At 72.8% G+C, this 18430-nt stretch carries 15 protein-coding genes; 7 read left to right on the top strand and 8 right to left on the bottom strand.

Going from position 1 to position 18430, the window contains the following annotated elements; all coding sequences use genetic code 11:
• Positions 1–25: 25 nt before the first annotated feature.
• From ACH4PU_RS17845 to ACH4PU_RS17835, 3 genes are all read left to right on the top strand, one after another.
• Positions 26–799: a DeoR/GlpR family DNA-binding transcription regulator gene (locus ACH4PU_RS17845; RefSeq protein ID WP_398272539.1), complete on the top strand. Its 774-nt coding sequence runs from the start codon at positions 26–28 to the stop codon at positions 797–799.
• The gene (gene pfkB, locus ACH4PU_RS17840) at positions 796–1749 is read left to right on the top strand and encodes a 1-phosphofructokinase (protein ID WP_398272537.1); all 954 of its coding nucleotides are present in this window, start codon (positions 796–798) and stop codon (positions 1747–1749) included. The genes ACH4PU_RS17845 and pfkB overlap by 4 nt, the downstream gene beginning before the upstream one ends.
• Positions 1750–1824: 75 nt before the next feature.
• Positions 1825–3813: a fructose-specific PTS transporter subunit EIIC gene (locus tag ACH4PU_RS17835; protein ID WP_398272534.1), complete on the top strand. Its 1989-nt coding sequence runs from the start codon at positions 1825–1827 to the stop codon at positions 3811–3813.
• Here the strand turns inward: ACH4PU_RS17835 and ACH4PU_RS17830 are convergent.
• Complete coding sequence (locus tag ACH4PU_RS17830) at positions 3810–4925, bottom strand: P1 family peptidase (RefSeq protein ID WP_398272532.1); 1116 nt, start codon at positions 4923–4925, stop codon at positions 3810–3812. The two genes, ACH4PU_RS17835 and ACH4PU_RS17830, sit on opposite strands and share 4 nt — an antisense overlap.
• 87 nt (positions 4926–5012) lie before the next feature.
• Positions 5013–6257, bottom strand: coding sequence for a low temperature requirement protein A (locus ACH4PU_RS17825; protein WP_398272530.1), 1245 nt, complete (start codon positions 6255–6257; stop codon positions 5013–5015).
• A 60-nt stretch (positions 6258–6317) separates the two neighbouring features.
• On the opposite strand from ACH4PU_RS17825, the gene ACH4PU_RS17820 reads away from it, so the two are divergent.
• Positions 6318–6488, top strand: coding sequence for a hypothetical protein (locus ACH4PU_RS17820; RefSeq protein WP_398272528.1), 171 nt, complete (start codon positions 6318–6320; stop codon positions 6486–6488).
• Positions 6489–6523: 35 nt separating this feature from the next.
• On the opposite strand, the gene mscL is transcribed toward ACH4PU_RS17820, so the two are convergent.
• The 5 genes from mscL to ACH4PU_RS17795 all read right to left on the bottom strand — a co-directional run bounded on the left by mscL (position 6524) and on the right by ACH4PU_RS17795 (position 12060).
• Positions 6524–7003: a large conductance mechanosensitive channel protein MscL gene (gene mscL / locus ACH4PU_RS17815; RefSeq protein WP_398272526.1), complete on the bottom strand. Its 480-nt coding sequence runs from the start codon at positions 7001–7003 to the stop codon at positions 6524–6526.
• Between the two features lie 497 nt (positions 7004–7500).
• On the bottom strand, positions 7501–8373 hold the full coding sequence (locus ACH4PU_RS17810; RefSeq protein WP_398272524.1) for an S-methyl-5'-thioadenosine phosphorylase: 873 nt from the start codon (positions 8371–8373) through the stop codon (positions 7501–7503).
• Between the two features lie 121 nt (positions 8374–8494).
• On the bottom strand, positions 8495–8809 hold the full coding sequence (locus tag ACH4PU_RS17805; protein WP_398272522.1) for an FmdB family zinc ribbon protein: 315 nt from the start codon (positions 8807–8809) through the stop codon (positions 8495–8497).
• Between the two features lie 65 nt (positions 8810–8874).
• Entirely contained in the window at positions 8875–10155 is a 1281-nt protein-coding gene (locus ACH4PU_RS17800) for an MFS transporter (protein WP_398272520.1), read from the bottom strand.
• Positions 10156–10434: 279 nt separating this feature from the next.
• On the bottom strand, positions 10435–12060 hold the full coding sequence (locus ACH4PU_RS17795) for a potassium/proton antiporter (RefSeq protein ID WP_398272518.1): 1626 nt from the start codon (positions 12058–12060) through the stop codon (positions 10435–10437).
• A gap of 459 nt (positions 12061–12519) precedes the next feature.
• Between ACH4PU_RS17795 and ACH4PU_RS17790 the strand changes: the two genes are divergently transcribed.
• Positions 12520–15426, top strand: a complete 2907-nt coding sequence (locus ACH4PU_RS17790; RefSeq protein ID WP_398272516.1) for a penicillin acylase family protein — start codon at positions 12520–12522, stop codon at positions 15424–15426.
• A 37-nt stretch (positions 15427–15463) separates the two neighbouring features.
• Here the strand turns inward: ACH4PU_RS17790 and ACH4PU_RS17785 are convergent, their stop codons facing one another.
• Positions 15464–16060 carry a 5-formyltetrahydrofolate cyclo-ligase gene (locus ACH4PU_RS17785; RefSeq protein ID WP_398272514.1) on the bottom strand — a complete coding sequence of 199 codons (597 nt, stop codon included), beginning with the start codon at positions 16058–16060 and terminating at the stop codon, positions 15464–15466.
• Between the two features lie 81 nt (positions 16061–16141).
• On the opposite strand from ACH4PU_RS17785, the gene galU reads away from it, so the two are divergent.
• Both galU and glp read left to right on the top strand, forming a co-directional pair.
• On the top strand, positions 16142–17044 hold the full coding sequence (gene galU / locus ACH4PU_RS17780; protein ID WP_171166786.1) for a UTP--glucose-1-phosphate uridylyltransferase GalU: 903 nt from the start codon (positions 16142–16144) through the stop codon (positions 17042–17044).
• A 13-nt stretch (positions 17045–17057) separates the two neighbouring features.
• Positions 17058–18398, top strand: coding sequence for a gephyrin-like molybdotransferase Glp (gene glp / locus ACH4PU_RS17775; RefSeq protein ID WP_398272623.1), 1341 nt, complete (start codon positions 17058–17060; stop codon positions 18396–18398).
• Positions 18399–18430 lie beyond the last annotated feature (32 nt).

Below are 18430 nucleotides of genomic sequence, written 5' to 3'. Positions count from 1 at the left end.
GGCGTAGAAGCGGAAGCGATCCCCCATGTACGGACCGGAACGCCAGCAGGAGATCCTGCGGCTCGCGCGCGAGGGCGGGCGGGTGGACGTGCTGTCGCTGGCGGAGACGTTCCGGGTCACCGCCGAGACCGTGCGCCGTGACCTCAAGGTGCTGGACCGGGCCGGGCTGCTCCGGCGTGTGCACGGCGGCGCGATCCCTGTCGGCCGGCTGGACTTCGAACCGGACCTCGCGGAACGCGAGGCCACGGCGGCGGACGAGAAGGACGCCATCGCCAGGGCGGCCCTGGCCGAGCTGCCCGCCGGCGGCAGCGTGATCCTGGACGCCGGGACCACGGTCGCCCGCCTCGCCGCGTTCTTCCCGCTGGACGTCGACCCCGGCGCCGAGCTGACGGTCGTCACGCACGCGCTGCCCGTCGCCGCCCGGCTGGCGGACCACCCGGGCATCGCCCTGCACCTGGTCGGAGGCCGGGTGCGGCACCGCACCCGGGCGGCCGTCGACGCCTGGGCGCTGCGCGCGTACGGCGAGGTCGCGGCGGACGTCGCCTTCGTCGCCACCAACGGCTTCTCGCCGGACGGCGGACTGACCACCCCGGACCTCGCCGAGGCGGCGGTGAAGCGGGCGACGATCGCCGCCGCCCGGCGCGTCGTCCTGCTCGCGGACTCCGGCAAGTTCGGACAGCGGCACTTCGCCCGCTTCAGCGACCTCTCCGACGTCGACCTGCTGATCACCGACACCGGGCTGAGCCCCGAGGACGCCCGGGAGATCGAACGCCGCGGCCCGGCGGTGATCCGCGCGTGATCCTCACCGTCACCCCCAACCCCAGCCTCGACCGCACCTACGAGCTCCCCGCGCTGCGGCGCGGCGCCGTCCTCCGCGCGACGGCCGACCGCGTCGACCCGGGCGGCAAGGGCGTCAACGTCTCGCGCGCGGTCGCGGCGGCCGGGCACGCCACCACGGCCGTGCTGCCGCTCGGCGGCGCGGAGGGCGCCCTGCTGGAACGCCTCCTCCGTGAGCAGGGCATCGACGTCGCGGGCGTCCCCGTCTCCGGCGCGACGCGGGTCAACGTGGCCGTCGCCGAACCCGACGGCACGCTCACCAAGGTCAACGCCGCCGGTCCCGAACTGACGGCCGCCGAGGCCGAGGCGCTGCTGGACAGCGTGGGGGAACGGTCGGCGGGCGCCGGCTGGATCGCCTGCTGCGGCAGCCTGCCGCGCGGACTCGCGCCCGAGTGGTACGGGCGGCTGGTGGCCCGCGCCCATGCCGCCGGGGCCAGGATCGCGCTCGACACCTCGGGCCCGTCCCTCACCGCCGCCCTGCGCGAACGCCCCGACGTCGTCAAGCCCAACACCGAGGAACTGGCCCAGGCCGTCGGCCGCCCGCTGGCGACCGTCGGGGACGCGGCGCGGGCGGCGCGGGAACTGCGCGGCCTCGGCGCGCGGTCCGTCCTCGCCAGCCTCGGCGCGGACGGCCAGCTCCTCGTCGACGGCTCCGGCACGTACTACGGAGCGGCCCCGGCGACGCGCGTCCGCAGCAACGTCGGCGCGGGCGACGCCTCCCTGGCCGGCTTCCTCGCCGCCGGCGGCGAGGGCCCGGCCGCCCTCGCGTCGGCCCTGGCCCACGGCGCGGCGGCCGTCCGGCTGCCCGGCAGCGCGATGCCCACCCCGGGCGACCTCGAACCGTCCACGGTGACGGTCACCCGGGACGTCCCGGGCGACCGCGCCCTGACCGAACCGGCGCCCGGCGTCTGACGCCGGCGGGTCACCGGTTCCTCCCACCCCCACCCGGCAGCCGGCAAGGCGCTACCGCGAGCAAGGGAGCCCGCGATGAGCAATGCGACGAGTGACGCGACGAACGATGCGACGAGTGAACTGATCACGGCGGACCTGGTCGACCTGGACCTGGCCGCCGACACCAAGGAGGCGGCCGCCCGGTCGCTCGCCGTCCGCATGCGAGACCTCGGCCGCGTCACGGACCTGGAGGGTTTCCTGGCCGACGTGGCGGCGCGCGAGGCCCAAATGCCGACCGGCCTGGACGGCGGCATCGGCATCCCCCACTGCCGCAGCGCCCACGTCACCGCGCCGACGCTCGCCTTCGGCCGCTCCGCCGCCCGCGTCGACTTCGGCGCCCCCGACGGTCCGGCCGACCTGATCTTCCTGATCGCCGCCCCGGCCGGGGCGGACAGCGACCATCTCACGATCCTCTCGGGTCTCGCGCGGCGGCTGATGAACGAGGAGTTCACGGGGGCGCTGCGCACGGTGGGGGACGCGGGGGAGGCCGCGGCGCTGATCCGGGGGGACGAACCCGCACCCGCCCCGCCACCTGCCGCCGACCCTGAACGCAAGCTTGAGCCCGCGCCCGAGCCGGAACCGGAACGGAGCCCCGAGCGCGCGTTCCGCATCGTCGCCGTCACCTCCTGCCCCACCGGTATCGCGCACACGTACATGGCCGCCGAGGCCCTGGAGCGCGCCGCGCGGGACGCGGGTGTGGAGATATCCGTGGAGACGCAGGGGTCGGCGGGGTTCACCCGGCTCGATCCGGCCGTGATCACGGCGGCGGACGGCGTGATCCTCGCCCATGACGTCGAGGTCCGCGACCGGGACCGCTTCGCGGGCAAGCCGGTCGTGGACGTCGGCGTCAAGGCGGGCGTGCACCGCGCCGCCGAACTCCTGGCGGAGGTACGGGAGAAGGCCGCCCGCGGGGACGTCCGCGCACACCGGCCCGCCGTGCCCATGGACACCGGCGCCGAGGGCGGTGACGGCTTCGGGACACGGCTCCGCAAGTGGCTGATGACGGGCGTGAGTTACATGGTGCCCTTCGTCGCGGCGGGTGGCCTGCTGATCGCCTTGGGGTTCGCCATCGGCGGCTACGAGGTCGACAAGGCCCCGTCAGTGGCCAAGCACTTCGTCTGGACCGAGTCCGCGAGCTGGGCCGCGCTCCTCTTCCAGACCGGAGGCGTCGCGTTCGGCTTCCTGGTGGCGGTCCTGGCCGGCTTCATCGCGTACGGGATGGCCGACCGCCCGGGGCTCGTCCCCGGATTCGTCGGCGGAGCCATCGCGGTGACGGTCAGCGCCGGCTTCCTGGGAGGACTGATCGCCGGTCTCCTCGCGGGCGGGGTGGTGATGGCCGTCCAGCGGGCGCGGGTGCCGGCCGTGCTGCGCGGGATCATGCCGGTGGTCGTCATCCCGCTGGTGTCCTCGGCGGTCGTCGGTTTCCTGATGTTCCTGGTGGTGGGCAAGCCGCTCGCCGCGCTCCAGTCCGCACTGACGGACTGGCTGAGCGGGCTGAACGGCACCAACGCCGTGCTCCTCGGCGCGCTGCTCGGCCTGATGATGTGCTTCGACCTCGGCGGCCCGCTCAACAAGGTGGCCTACGCCTTCGCCGTCGGCGGCCTCGCCGACCCCAACGACGGCAGCCTCAAGGTGATGGCCGCCGTCATGGCCGCCGGCATGGTGCCCCCGCTCGCCCTGGCCCTCGCGACGACCGTGCGCGGCCGGCTCTTCACCCCGGCCGAACGGGAGAACGGCAAGGCCGCCTGGGTGCTCGGCGCCTCCTTCATCACCGAGGGCGCCATCCCGTTCGCGGCGGCGGACCCGCTGCGCGTCATTCCGTCGGCGATGGCCGGTGGTGCCGTCACCGGCGCCCTCTCCATGGCCTTCGACTGCACCCTCCGCGCGCCCCACGGCGGCGCCTTCGTCGTCCCGCTGATCGGCGCCCCCTTCCTCTACCTCCTCGCCATCGCCGCCGGCACGGCGCTGAGCGCCGGCCTGGTCGTCCTGCTGAAGAGCGCGAACGCGGCAAGCGCCGCGCACTAGTCCCCGTACAGCTCCCGGTACGACGGAAACACCCCGCCCGGACCGTCCACGCTCTCGGCCGCGAGGACGGCCTTGGCCACGGCCCGGGTCAGGGCGTCCGCGCCGGCGGCGAGGATCTCGTTGAGGGCGATGAGGGCGGAGACATCGGCGGGGGCCGCGCCGTGGGCGGCGGGCAGGGGGCGGGCGCCCGTCGCCAAGGTGAAGACCGTGTCGCCGTCGGTGAGGAGGTGGACCGGGCGGACCGCGCGGGCCAGCCCGTCGTGGGCCGTACCGGCGAGCTTCTGCGCCTGGGCGCGGGTGAGGGCGGCGTCGGTGGCGACGACGGCGAGCGTCGTGTTCAGCGGCTGCCGGATCGAGCCCGCCGTCCGCCGGGCCGTCTCCTCCCGGGCGGCGGCCAGGGCGCGCTGGGCCGCCGCGTGGCGCGCGGGATCCGGATAACCGACCCGCTCGCCGGCGTACAGCCGCCCGTACAGCACCCCCGTCGCCGGATCGGCCGCCGAGCCCGCCGCGTTGACGGCCGCGAGCGCCGCGACGGTGACCCCCGAGGGGAGGACGACGCTCGCCGTACCGATGCCTCCCTTCATGCCCCCGACGACGGCACCCCTGCCCGCCCCCACGTTGCCCTGCGCCACCGGCGTTCCGGGGACCGTCCCCGCCGCCGCCTCGATCGCCGCCCGGCCGAGGGCCGCGTCGGGGCGGGCCCGCCAGACGCCACCGCGACCGAGGTCGAAGAGGGCGGCGGCGGGGACGACGGGCACGACCTGGGCCGGGTCGGGGCCGACCGGCACGCCCCGGCCGGCCTCCTCCAGCCAGGCCACCGCGCCGGACGCGGCGTCCAGCCCGAAGGCGCTGCCACCGGTGAGGACGACGGCCTCCACCCGCTGGACGAGGTTCCGGGGATCGAGCGCGTCCGTCTCCCGGGTGCCGGGGCCGCCTCCCCGGACGTCGACGGCCGCGACCGCGCCGCCCGGCTCGGTGAGCACCACCGTCGTTCCGGTGAGGGCACCCGGGCCGGCCATTTCGGCGTGCCCGACCCGGAGCCCGGGTACGTCGGTGAGCGCGTCCAGTGGTCCGGTCCGTACGGCATTCCGTGCGCTGTCGGTGTCGGTCATGGGCCTTGCGTACCACGACCGCCCCGGGCGGTACCCGGCTTTCGCCGGCCTTTTCCCCGTCTTCGGCCTCGTCCTCGTTTCCTCACCTCATCCTCTTTCGCGGCCCCCCTCGCTCCCACCCCCTCGTTCCTCCCCCTGCCCCAGCGCGGTCCCGCCCCGCGCCGTCAGGGTGACGCCCACGGTGACGGTGGCGGTGGCCACCGCCCCGGCCAGCAGGACGGCCCAGCGGCCCGCGAAGGTGCAGGCCAGGACCAGCACCGCCGAGACGGGGAGCACCGCCTGCTGTATCAGGCCGCGTTTCTGGTGCCGGGAGTGGATCAGCCACACCGTGAACAGGAAGAGCGCCACGGCCAGGGTGACCGTCCCGGAGGCCGCGAACGTGGAGACGTGAGCCTTGCCGGTGGCCTCCTCGATCGCCACCTCGATGCCGGCGCCGATCGCCGCGACCGAGCCGAAGACGAGGTAGTGCCCGTAACCCCAGAGGAACGCCTGGCGGTTGGAGATCAGGTGCAGGTGGATGGGGACGGCGAAGTAGATCCAGTAGGCGGCGAAGATGATCAGGAGTCCGCCCGCGGCGATGGGCAACAGGACGCCCAGCGCCTGGTGTTCGTCGACGGCGGACTGGACGGCCACGGTGGCGGCCGACACCGTTTCACCGAGCACGATGATGGTGAACAGACCGTAGCGTTCCGCGATGTGGTGCGGGTGCCAGCCGGTCTGGTAGTCGTGCTCGGCCCAGACCGGGACGGCCATCTCGCATATCGCCATTCCCAGGAACAGCCAGGGCTTCGCGCCGTCGGGCAGGAACAGCAGTCCCAGCCAGCCGACTTGGCAGGCGGACACCCCCGCCGCGTAGCGCAGCGCGGTCCGGCGCTCGTGGCCGGCCGTGGAGAGGCCGGCGCGCAGCCACTGGGCCACCATGGCCAGCCGCATCACCAGGTAGCCGAACCAGATCACCCGGAAGTCGCCGGAGTCGAAGGCGCGCGGGATCCCCGCCGCGAACACCAGCACGCCCGCGATCTGCACCAGCGTCATGCCGCGGAACAGCACGTCGTCCGTGTCGTAGGCGGAGGCGAACCAGGTGAAGTTCATCCAGGCCCACCAGATGGCGAAGAACATCATCAGGTAGCCCTGGACGCCGTGGCCCACGTGCGTCTCGGCCAGCGCGTGCACCAGCTGTCCGCCCGCCTGGGCCACCGCGACCACGAAGCAGAGGTCGAAGAACAGCTCCAGCGGGGTGGCGACGCGGTGTTCCTCGTCCCGGCCCCGGGTGGTCATCCGGCGCAGTACGCCCGAGCCCGCCGCGAGCCGCCGACGCGGCCTATCGCTCATGCGGCGATTGTCACCGCTCGCCGCGGGGACCGCGACCGGGGCCGCCCGTACCCTGGTGTCATGAGCAGCACCGCCCCCGAACCCACGCCCGCGTCCCTGATCTTCGACGATCCGCTGGACCGGCAGTCGACGGACGACACCGACCGCGGCTGGGGCGAGGCCCCCACGGACCGGGACTCCGCCGCCGACCTCGCCCGTTTCCTGGACGAGAAGCCGCCGCACCACATCTGACCGCGGCCGCCGCGCCGTGGGGGAGGCCCGGTGTCCTACCGCTGTGCCGGTACGGAGTCCGATCCGGGGCCGCGCCGCTGCTCGATGAGGGTGTCCCGGATCTGTGCGAGCAGCTCGATCTCGGTCGGCTCGGCCGGGCCGTTGTCCTCCGGGCGGCGGGCCGCCTGGCGCTCCTGCCAGCGCTTCATCGGCAGCAGCATCAGGAAGTAGACCACCGCGGCGGTGATCAGGAAGGTGAGCGAGGCGCTGAGCACCGAGCCCCACTGGATGTAGACGCCCTGGGCCACCTCGCCCGAGGCCTTCCTGACGCACGGGCCCTTGAGGCAGGACGCGTAGCGGTCCAGGTCCTTGGTGCCGAACGCGCCGACGATGGGGTTGATCACGCCCTTGACGACCGAGTTCACGATGTTGGTGAACGCCGCGCCGATGACAACGGCGACCGCCAGGTCGATCACGTTGCCCCGCATCAGGAACGCCTTGAAGCCTCCAAGGATCCCTGTCTTCTTCTCGCTCACCGAACGGCCCTTCTCTGTGCGTCTCTGTACCGGAATGGTGGGTTCCATAACATACGAGACGGTCCGGCCGGTCTGTCCAATCCGCCGCCCCGATCAGCGGCGTCAGCGCAGGCCGCCGTACGCGAGCAGTGCCCAGCACAGGATCACCGCCCCGGCCGTGAGCAGGGCCCGCCCCGCAGTCTTCCCCCACGTCCGCCGCCCCACCCGCACCGGAGCGAAGTGCGGCACCTCACAGGCGGGCGGCGGCGCCCACGACGGCCTGGGCCGGGCACTTCGCGGAACGGGCGGGGAGGGCGAGGACGGGGAGACGGGGGAGGGGGAGTGCGGGGGAGAAGGCATGGCAAGCACCGCCTAGCGTGGGGGAGTTCCAACCACCGACGCCCTCTACGATCCCGGGTTTCCGCACGCCCCGCTGGGGCCTGTGGACAAAACGCGAGGCTGTGGAAAACTTCGGACTCCGTGCGGGGTCGCACCACGCCGCCCGCGCGCCCCGCCCGTCAGGGCAGCGTGATCCCCAGCTCCCACCCGTCGTGCACGCGCACGCACAGGCAGTCCCGCTCCGCGGTCACCGGCAGCCCCCCGACCACGTCGAAGAGCACGCCGCGCAGCCGCTCCACGTTCTCCGCGAAGACCCGCAGCACCTCCTCGTGCGTCACGCCGTCCCCCGTCTCCGCCCCGGCGTCCAGGTCCGTGACCAGCGCCATCGACGTGTAACAGAGGCCCAGCTCACGGGCGAGCGCGGCCTCCGGGTGGCCGGTCATGCCGACGACCGACCAGCCCTGCGCCGCGTGCCAGCGCGACTCCGCCCGGGTGGAGAACCGCGGTCCCTCGATCACGACCATGGTCCCGCCGTCCACCGGCTCCCAGCCCCGGCCGCGCGCCGCCGCGAGCGCCGCCGCGCGTCCGGTGGGGCAGTAGGGGTCGGCGAAGGCGAGGTGGACGACCTCGGGAACGGTGCCGTCGGGGAGCGGCTCCCCGTCGAAGTAGGTCTGCGTCCGGGACTTCGTCCGGTCCACGAGCTGGTCGGGCACCAGCAGGGTGCCGGGCCCGTACGCGGGCCGCAGCCCGCCCACCGCGCAGGGACCCAGGACCTGGCGGACGCCCACGGAGCGCAGGGCCCACAGGTTGGCCCGGTAGTTGATGCGGTGCGGCGGCAGGTGGTGGCCCCGGCCGTGCCGGGGGAGGAAGGCGACCCTGCGGCCCGCGACTTCGCCGAGGAACAGCGAGTCGCTCGGCGGCCCGTAGGGCGTCTCGACGGTGATCTCGGTCACGTCGTCGAGGAAGGAGTAGAACCCCGAACCCCCGATGACCCCTATCTCCGCCCGCGCCCCGCCTGTCTCGCCCGTCTCGGGCATGCTCATGTTGACCATGGCGTCACCCTAGTCGCGCACCCCGCGCGCGCACCGGGCCTGGCGGAACACGACACGGAGCCCGCCGCCCCCTCTGCGGGGGCGACGGGCTCCGTGTGTGCTGTCCGGTTGAGTGAGTGCCTCAGGCGGCGGACGACGTCGTGGTCGTGGAGCCGCTGCCCGACGAGGACGAGCCGCTCGTCGACGACGAAGACGAAGAGGCCGACGAGGACGAGGACGTCTTCGAGGACGACGACGCCAGCGTGCTGCTGGACGACGAGCCGCGGCTGTCGTTCCGGTAGAAGCCGGAGCCCTTGAACACGATGCCGACGGCCGAGAACACCTTCTTCAGGCGTCCGTCGCAGCTGGGGCACACGGTCAACGCGTCGTCGGTGAACTTCTGCACCGCCTCAAGGCCCTCGCCGCACTCGGTGCACTGGTACTGGTAAGTCGGCACTTCTCCTCCTGGCACTCTCACTCAATGAGTGCTAACGATGCTCCATAGTGCAGTATTCCGGCGCCTCAGTCCACCGAGACGGGCTCGCGGTGACCGACCCCACGCCCGACGATCCGCGACGCGGTGGCCTCCGGGGCGAGCCGGGTGCGCAGCACCAGCAGCACCACCAGTGCCAGCGTGGTGCCGCACAACGGGACCAGGAAGCCGGTGCTGGCGCTGTGGGAGTCCACCAGGCGGCCGGCCGCCGTGGAGCCGGCGGCCTGGCCCAGGCCCACGGCGCCGGTCAGCCAGGTGAACGCCTCCGTCCGGGAGCCCGCCGCGACCAGCGACTCGACCAGCGTGTAGCCGGTGATCAGCGCCGGGGCGATGCACAGGCCCACGACCAGGCCCAGCCCGCCCAGCAGCGGCACCGCGTGCACCGCCCACAGGGGCGTCGTGGCCAGGGCCAGCAGCGGGTACGCGGCGAGCAGCCGGCGCTGCGGGGAGCTGCGCCAGACGACGGTGCCGCAGATGATGCCCGCGATCATGTTCCCGGCCGCGAACGCGCCGTAGAGCAGACCGTTGATGCCCGGCTCGCCGATCTCCTTGGTGAAGGCGGTCAGCGACATCTGCATGCCGCCGAAGACCGAGCCGATGCCCAGGAAGACGAAGATCAGCACACGGACGCCCGGCACCGAGAGGGCGGAGGAGCCCTTCTGCCGGCTGCCCGCCGCGGTGCGGTCGGGCTGCGGCTGGGTGCGCCGCTGGGTGGCGAACAGGGCACCGCCGACGACCGTGAGGACCGCCTCGGCGATCAGGCCGGCCGACGGGTGGACGCTGGTGCAGAGCGCGGTGGCCAGCACCGGACCGATCACGAACGTGAACTCGTCCGTCACGGACTCGAAGGCCGCCGAGGTCGCCATCAGCGGCGAGCCCTCCAGCTTGGCCGCCCAGCGGGCCCGCACCATCGGACCGATCTGCGGGGTGGACGCACCGGCGGGCACGGCCGCCGCGTACAGCGCCCACAGCGGCGCGTGGGACAGCGCCAACGTGATGAGCAGCGAGATCGCCGCGGCGTGCACCACGATGCCGGGAAGCAGCACCGCGGCCTGCCCGAAGCGGTCCGCGAGCTTGCCGCCCTGCGGGGCGAACAGCGCCATCGAGACGCCGGCCGTCGCCGAGACGGCACCGGCCGTGGTGTACGAGCCGGTGGTGTTCTGGACGAGCAGCAGGATCCCGATGGTCAGCATCGCGAACGGCTGCCGGGCCAGGAAGCCGGGGAGCAGGAACGTCCAGGCGCCGCGCGTGCGCAGCAGCCGGCCGTACCCGGGACGGGCCCCGGCGGAGTCATTGACCGTGGTCTCCACGGCCCTTGCCTTTCCGCCGCCTGGTAGCACGCCCCGTACGGGGAAAGCCGTCACGGAGCGCGCCGAGAGCTGTCCTCTCGCGCAGGACCGTGGTAGATGCCGATCCGGCCGCCTCGTGAATCGCGGCCACGGCCGCCGTGCGGTCGCGCCAGCTCTGCATCAGGCAGAGATGGTTCGGTGTGTTCAGTAGTGATACGTACGGAAAAGAGCAGGTCCTCCGGCCCGTGGGGGCTTGCCCGCCGGGGCCTCCGGCACCAGCCGGAGGATCGTACGAAGAACCTACTTTCTCCCTACCATACCTGGCGCTCGCTTCCGCACGCTCTTCGCTGAGGAATCGGATCCGCTGACGGCCGTGCCGGGGTCGGGCACCGCTCCCGGGCTCTTCCCGGCGGCCTGGCCGGTGGTCCCGGTCTTTCGGCCGGTCTCCGCCCTCCGCTTTCCCTTCCCGGCGGCCGAAGCGGGGCCCGGCACGGAAGCGGAATCCGTCCCCGTCCCCAGCCACCCGGCCAGCTTGCCGCCCTCGCCGACCGCGCGCAGCCGTTTCTCGGCCGCGTCCCGCACCGGGTCCGTGGCCACGACCAGCAGTTCGTCTCCGTACCGCAGGACGGTCGACGGGGCCGGGACGAAGCTCGTCTCCTCCCGCACCACGAGCGTGACGGCCGAGCCGGCCGGCAACCGGAGCTCGGAGACCTCGACGCCGTGCATCTTCGAGCCCTCGGGCACGGCCACCGACAGCAGGTGCCCGCGCAGCCGCTCCAGGGGAGCGGACTCGATCCCCAGGTCCAGGGCCTCGGCCTCGCCCAGGCCGAGGCGGCGGGCCAGCCAGGGCAGCGTCGGCCCCTGGACCAGGGTGTAGACGATCACCAGCACGAAGACGATGTTGAAGATCCGCCGGCTGTCGGGGACCGCCGCCACCATCGGGATGGTGGCGAGCACGATCGGCACCGCACCGCGCAGCCCGGCCCAGGAGAGAAGTGCCTTCTCCCGCCAGGGAGTGCGGAACGGCGCCGTGCTGAGGAAGACGGAGACCGGCCGCGCGATCACCGTCAGGACCAGGCCGACGACGAGCGCGGGGACGATGTCGTCGCCGAGTTCGTGCGGGGTGATCAGCAGGCCGAGCAGGACGAACATTCCGATCTGGGCGATCCAGCCGAGTCCCTCGGCGAAGCCGCGGGTGGCCGGCCAGTGGGGCAGCTTGGCGTTCCCCAGTATCAGCGCGGCGAGATAGACGGCGAGGAAGCCGGAGCCGTGGGCCAGCGCGCCGCCGGCGTACGCGATGGTGGCGATGGCCATGACGGCGATGGGGTAGAGGCCGGAGGCGGGCAGGGCCACGTGCCGCATGCCGTACGCGCCCAGGAAGCCGATGGCGAGGCCGACGGCCGCGCCGATGGCCAGTTCGAGGGCGATCTCGCCCAGGAGCAGGTACCAGTGCTCGACCGGTCCGGCGGCCGAGAAGGCGACGACGAGGATGACGACGGGTGCGTCGTTGAAGCCGGACTCCGCCTCCAGGACGCCGGTGAGCCGGGCGGGGAGGGGGACGTTCCGCAGGACGGAGAAGACGGCCGCGGCATCCGTCGACGACACCACCGCACCGATGATCAGGGACTGCCGCCAGTCCACTCCGGCGAGGTAGTGGGCGGCGGCCGCGGTGACCCCCACGCTCACCGCGACACCGAAGGTGGAGAGGACGGCGGCGGCGGGCAGGGCGGGTTTGATCTCCTGCCACTTGGTGCCGAGACCGCCCTCGGCCAGGATCACCACGAGGGCCGCGTAACCGATGACCTGGGTCAGGCCGACGTCGTTGAAGGAGACGCCGATGCCGTCCTGTCCTATGGCGACGCCGATGCCGAGATAGACGAGCAGACTGGGCAGCCCGCTCCGGGAGGAGACCCGTACCGCCGCCACCGCTACGAGCAGGACGAGCGAGCAGATGAGCAGGAGTTCGTTGAGGTGGTGGACAGTCAGGGGCCGCTCCCATCACTAGGACTCCGGCCGTTGTCTGAAGGAACGTTCCTGCGAACGCCTTCCTACGAACGACCGGAACTTCATTGCCTCTCCTAATATTTTACGGGTTCTTAACGCGGTCCGGACGGGACGAGGGTGGGCGAACCCCCACGGGACCACCCGCCGACGTCTCACGGGACCATCCGCCGACGCCCCACAGGACCATCCGCCGACGTCTCACGGGATCACTCCCGTACGTCCCACGGGACCACTCCCGCCCCTCCCGTCGAACCACCCCCGACGGCTCGTCGGAACGGCCGCGTCCGGACCCCGCGACGACTCCGCGTCGGGCCGCCGGGTGCCCTGCGCCTATGGTTGCTTCCAGCACTCCAGGACCACCCGGCCCCGCGAAGGACAGCGATGCCCCCCAACAACACCGGCCCTTCCGGCAAGAAAAAGAAGGGACGACGCGCTCGCCTGCTCGTGATCAGCCTCGTGCTGCTGCTCGTGGCAGGTGTCGGATACGGGACGTACTGGGGCGTCAGCACCGTCCGCGCCTCGTTCCCGGAGATGTCCGGAACGCTCGCGCTCAAAGGACTGAAGAGTCAGGTCAAGGTCGAGCGGGACGGCAACGGGATCCCCCAGGTCTACGCGGACAACGCCGAGGACCTCTTCCGCGCCCAGGGCTTCGTCCAGGCGCAGGACCGCTTCTGGGAGATGGACGTCCGGCGGCATCTGACGGCCGGACGGCTCTCCGAGATGTTCGGCTCGGGACAGGTGGAGACCGACGCCTTCGTCCGCACGATGGGCTGGCGCAGGACCGCGCAGAAGGAATACGACACCAAACTGTCGCCGGAGACCAAGAAGTACCTCCAGGCGTACTCGGACGGTGTCAACGCCTATCTCGCCGACCACAAGGGCAAGTCGCTGTCCGTCGAGTACGCGGCCCTGGAGTTCGAGAACGACTACAAGCCGGAGAAGTGGACGCCGGTCGACTCCGTCGCCTGGCTGAAGGCGATGGCCTGGGACCTGCGGGCCAACATGCGCGACGAGATCGACCGCTCGCTCGCCGCCACCCGGCTGAGCCCGCGGCAGATCGAGCAGCTCTACCCGGCGTACCCGTACGACCGGAACAAGCCGATCGTCGAGGGCGGCGCCTATGACGCGGCCGGCAAGAGCTTCGACCCCAAGGGCACGCCGTCCTCGTCGCCGCAGACCGGCGGGCAGGGGACGCAGGGCACGCAGGGGACCCAGGGCACGCCCGGCGGCCGGGGCACGCAGGGCACTCCCGGAACTCAGGGCACGCCCGGCACCCAGGGCAACCGAGGCACGCAGGGAAACCAGGGCACCCAGGGCGTTCCCAACAGTGGCGTCCCCGGCAAGGGCACGGGCGGCGCCTCCACCGGCGGCCTGCGCACCGGCCTGGCCTCGCTGTCGAAGACGCTCGACCAGCTCCCGGCCCTGCTCGGCCCCAACGGCAACGGCATCGGCTCCAACTCGTGGGTGGTCTCGGGGCAGTACACGACCACCGGCAAGCCGCTGCTGGCCAACGACCCGCACCTCGCGCCGCAGCTGCCGTCCGTCTGGTACCAGATGGGTTTGCACTGCACAAAGACGAGCGAGCAGTGCCCGTACGACGTGGCCGGCTACACCTTCGCGGGCATGCCCGGCGTCGTCATCGGCCACAACAAGGACATCGCCTGGGGCATGACGAACCTGGGCGCCGACGTCGCCGACTTCTACCTGGAGAAGGTCACCCCCGACGGGACGTACCAGTTCGGCGGCAAGGAGCTGAAGCTCGACACCCGCAAGGAGACCGTGAAGGTCGCGGGCGGCAAGGACCGCGAGTTCACGATCCGCGAGACCAACAACGGGCCGCTCGTCTCCGACCGCAACGACGAGCTGGGCAAGGTCGGCCAGGACGCGCCGGTCAAGGGCTCGGCCCCCGACCGCGCCGAGGGCTACGCCGTCGCGCTGCGCTGGACCGCCCTGGAGCCGGGCAAGTCGATGGACGCGGTCTTCGAGCTGAACCGGGCCGCGGACTGGGAGTCGTTCCGGAAGGCCGCGTTCGACTTCGCCGTCCCCTCGCAGAACCTGATCTACGCGGACACCAAGGGCAACATCGGCTACCAGGCCCCCGGGCAGATCCCCGTGCGCAACAAGAAGCACGACGGCCGCCTTCCGGCGCCCGGCTGGGACCCGTCCTACAAGTGGAAGGGCTTCGTCCCGTCGGCCGCGCTGCCCTGGGACTACAACCCCAAGCGCGGCTACATCGTGACCGCCAACCAGGCCGTCATCGACCCGAAGTACCCGATTCCGCTCACCTCGGACTGGGGCTACGGCACCCGCAGCCACCGCATCACCGAGCTCATCCAGTCGAAGATCAAGGACGGCGGGAAGATCTCGACCGAGGACATGCAGAAGATGCAGATGGACAACGCCAGCGAGATCGGCAAGCTCCTGACGCCCTACCTGCTCAAGATCAACCTCAAGGGCCCCAACGAGCGCGAGACGAAGTACCTGCGCGAGGCCCAGGACCTGCTGAAGGACTGGGACTACAAGCAGGACGCCGACTCGGCCGCCGCCGCCTACTTCAACGCGGTCTGGCGCAACACCCTCAAGCTCGCCTTCGGCAACAAGCTCCCCAAGGAACTGCGCGTCAAGGGCCAGTGCCTGCGGGTGCCCCCGGCCAACGACTCCGGTCCCAAGGAGGACCTGAACGGCAGGACCCGCCTGGTCACCGAGTGCGGCGAACGCGAGCCGGACGCCGCGCAGCCGGACGGCGGCGACCGCTGGACCGAGGTCGTCCGCTCGATCCTCGACAAGCCGGACGACGGGTGGTGGAAGACCAGCGGGCGCAAGGGCGCGAAGAACCGCGACGACCTGCTGGCCCGCGCCATGAAGGACGCCCGCTGGGAGCTCACCTCCAAGCTCGGCAAGGACGTCTCGTCCTGGAGCTGGGGCCGGTTGCACCAGCTGACCCTGAAGAACCAGACGCTCGGCAAGGAGGGCCCCGCCGTCGTCCGGTGGATGCTCAACCGCGGTCCCTGGAACCTGGCCGGCGGCGAGGCCGCCGTCAACGCGGCCGGCTGGAACGCGGCGGGCGGCTACGACGTGGTCTGGGTGCCGTCGATGCGGATGGTCGTCAACCTGGAGGACCTGGACAAGTCCCGGTGGATCAACCTCACCGGCGCGTCCGGCCACGCCTACCACGCCAACTACTACGACCAGACGGACAAGTGGGCCAAGGGCGAGCTGCTCCCGTGGGCCTTCACCCCGGGGGCGGTGAAGAAGGCGTCGGAGAACACGCTCACGCTCACGCCGTGAGGCGGGTGTCCTCCTCCGCCAGGTGAACGGGCGCCGGTCAGGCCGGCGCGAAGCGGCGCACCCCGCCAGGGGTGACCACCGCGTGCACGGGGTGGTCGTGCGGTTCCTCCGGGACCCGCGCGACCACCTCGTCGTCGTAGAGGAGCACGACGAGGGCGGGCGTCGCGCCCGCGCGCTCCAGGCGCGCCAGCACGCGGTCGTACGAGCCGCCCCCGCGCCCCAGCCGCATGCCCCTGCCGTCCACCGCGAGGCCGGGCAGCAGGACGGCGTCCGCCCCGGTGACGGCGTCGGGGCCGAGCCGGGGCCCGTCCGGCTCCAGCAGGCCGCGGCCGGCCCGAGCCAGGTGGGCGGGGCCGCGGTAAAGGCCCCAGTCGAGATCGTTGTCCGGCAGCAGGACCGGCAGCAGCACCCGGACGCCGCGTTCGCGCAGGGCCTCCAGCAGGGCGCGGGTGCCCGGTTCGCGGCCGACGGAGACGTAGGCGGCGACCGTCCCCGCGTCCGCGAGCTCCGGCAGGCCGAGCGCGCGCCGTCCCAGCGCCTGCTGCGCGAACTCGATCGTTCCGGGGCTCAGGGCCGCCCGTCGGTCCAGGAGAATGCGCCGCAAGTCGGTCTTGTCGCCATCTGCCGTGCCCATTGTTCGTACAAACTCCTTTTCTCGGTTCATACTCGGTGGAGCCGCATCTTCCACTCATTCGCAACGGATAGTGTTCGCCCCATGACTCACGCGCGACCTCGGATCAGCAAGGCTGTCATTCCCGCCGCCGGCCTGGGAACCCGGTTCCTTCCGGCGACGAAGGCCACGCCCAAGGAAATGCTGCCGGTCGTCGACAAGCCGGCCATCCAGTACGTGGTCGAGGAAGCGGTCGCCGCGGGCCTCACGGACGTCTTGATGATCACCGGCCGCAACAAGCGCCCCCTGGAAGATCACTTCGACCGGAACTACGAGCTGGAGGAGGCCCTCCGCCGCAAGGGCGACGCCTCCCGGCTCGCCCGCGTGCAGGAGTCCAGCAACCTGGGGACGATGCACTACGTCCGCCAGGGCGACCCCAAGGGCCTCGGCCACGCCGTCCTCTGCGCCGCGCCGCACGTGGGCAACGAGCCGTTCGCCGTCCTCCTCGGCGACGACCTGATCGACGAGCGGGACGCCCTGCTCTCCCGCATGGTCGACATCCAGCGGCGCTCCGGCGGCAGCGTGATCGCCCTGCTGGAGGTCGACCCGTCCCAGGTCCACCTCTACGGCTGCGCGGCGGTCAAGCCGACCGACGCCGAGGACGTCGTCGAGGTCACCGGGCTCGTCGAGAAGCCCGACCCGGCCGAGGCGCCCAGCAATTACGCCGTCATCGGCCGCTACGTCCTCGACCCCGCGATCTTCGACGTGCTGCGCGAGACCCCGCCCGGACGCGGCGGCGAGATCCAGCTCACCGACGCGCTCCAGGCCCTCGCCGCCGAGCCGGGCCTCGGCGGACCGGTGCACGGCGTGGTGTTCAAGGGACGCCGGTATGACACCGGTGACCGTGGTGACTATCTGCGTGCCATTGTCAGACTGGCATGCGAACGTGAAGACCTGGGGCCGGACTTCCGGGCCTGGCTTCGAAGGTACGTCACCGAGGAGATGTAGCCCTGTGAGCCTTGTGAGCGACGCCGCCGCGGCCGCGCCGGGCGCGGACCGCCTCTGGTCCGTGGACGAGCACCTCGCCGACATCCTGCGCACGGTCCGTCCGTTGGAGCCCATCGAGCTCCAACTGCTCGACGCCCAGGGCTGCGTGCTCGTCGAGGACGTCACGGTCCCGGCCGCCCTGCCGCCCTTCGACAACAGCTCCATGGACGGCTACGCGGTCCGGGCCGCCGACGTCCGGGACGCGAGCGAGAAGTTCCCGGCGGTGCTCACGGTCGTCGGCGACGTCGCGGCGGGCGGCGACGGGACGCTCGTCGCCGTGGGGCCCGGCCAGGCCGCGCGGATCATGACCGGGGCGCCGCTGCCGCCCGGCGCCGAGGCGGTCGTCCCCGTCGAGTGGACCGACGGCGGGCTCGGCGGCGGGCCCGCCACCACCATGTCCGCCGGCGGCATCGCCTCCGGGGCCTCCGGAGCGGGGGACGGGCTCGGCGCGGTGCGCGTGCACCGTCCCGCCACCGCCGGCGCCCATGTGCGCGCCCGCGGCAGCGACGTCGCCGCCGGCGACCTCGCGCTCGCCGCCGGCACCGTCCTCGGCCCCGCCCAGCTCGGGCTGCTGGCCGCCATCGGCCGCGCCACCGTGACCGTCCGCCCGCGCCCGCGCGTCGTCGTCCTCTCCACCGGCAGCGAGCTCGTCCCGCCCGGCGCCGAGCTCGCCCCCGGCCGCATCCACGACTCGAACAGCTACCTCCTCGCCGCCTGCGCCCGCGACGCCGGGGCCCTCGCCTACCGCGTCGGCGCGGTCGAGGACGACGCCGCGACGCTGCGCGCCACCCTGGAGGACCAGATCGTCCGCGCCGACGCCATCGTCACCAGCGGCGGCGTCAGCGTCGGCGCCTACGACGTCGTCAAGGCGGCGCTCACCGGGCTCTCCGGCGACGAGGGCCGGGTCGAGTTCCGCAAGCTGGCCATGCAGCCCGGCAAGCCGCAGGGCTTCGGCCGGCTCGGGCCCGGCCGCACCCCCCTCTTCGCCCTCCCCGGCAATCCGGTCAGCGCCTACGTCTCCTTCGAGCTCTTCGTCCGGCCCGCCGTCCGCGCCATGATGGGCCTCGAACCGCCGGAGCGCCCCGTCGTCCGCGCCGAGTGCGCGGAGCCCGTCGGCCCGTCGCCGAAGGGCCGCCGCCAGTACCTGCGCGGCCGGTACGAGGACGGGCGGGTCACCCCCGTCGGGGGCGCGGGATCGCACCTGGTGGGGGCGCTCGCGCGGGCCGACGCGCTGATCGTCGTGCCGGAGGACGTCACCTCCGTCCCGGCGGGCGCCGAGGTGGACTGCATCCTTCTCGGCGGCCTTCCCGACTGACCGCCGCCGCCTCCGGGTACGGTGGCACCCCA

The sequence above is a fragment of the Streptomyces sp. NPDC021100 genome (assembly GCF_044333095.1).
In the GTDB taxonomy this organism is placed as follows: domain Bacteria; phylum Actinomycetota; class Actinomycetes; order Streptomycetales; family Streptomycetaceae; genus Streptomyces.
Note: the sequence above shows the minus strand (reverse complement) of the source record. Positions and strands in the feature narration are given on the sequence as shown.

Coding starts and splice junctions, on each gene's coding strand:
- galU (WP_171166786.1), top strand. CDS start 16,142: ATGACTCACGCGCGACCTCGGATCAGCAAGGCTGTCATTCCCGCCGCC.
- ACH4PU_RS17785 (WP_398272514.1), bottom strand. CDS start 16,060: ATGGGCACGGCAGATGGCGACAAGACCGACTTGCGGCGCATTCTCCTG.
- ACH4PU_RS17825 (WP_398272530.1), bottom strand. CDS start 6,257: ATGAGCGATAGGCCGCGTCGGCGGCTCGCGGCGGGCTCGGGCGTACTG.
- ACH4PU_RS17845 (WP_398272539.1), top strand. CDS start 26: ATGTACGGACCGGAACGCCAGCAGGAGATCCTGCGGCTCGCGCGCGAG.
- ACH4PU_RS17830 (WP_398272532.1), bottom strand. CDS start 4,925: ATGACCGACACCGACAGCGCACGGAATGCCGTACGGACCGGACCACTG.
- ACH4PU_RS17835 (WP_398272534.1), top strand. CDS start 1,825: ATGAGCAATGCGACGAGTGACGCGACGAACGATGCGACGAGTGAACTG.
- ACH4PU_RS17790 (WP_398272516.1), top strand. CDS start 12,520: ATGCCCCCCAACAACACCGGCCCTTCCGGCAAGAAAAAGAAGGGACGA.
- ACH4PU_RS17820 (WP_398272528.1), top strand. CDS start 6,318: ATGAGCAGCACCGCCCCCGAACCCACGCCCGCGTCCCTGATCTTCGAC.
- ACH4PU_RS17810 (WP_398272524.1), bottom strand. CDS start 8,373: ATGGTCAACATGAGCATGCCCGAGACGGGCGAGACAGGCGGGGCGCGG.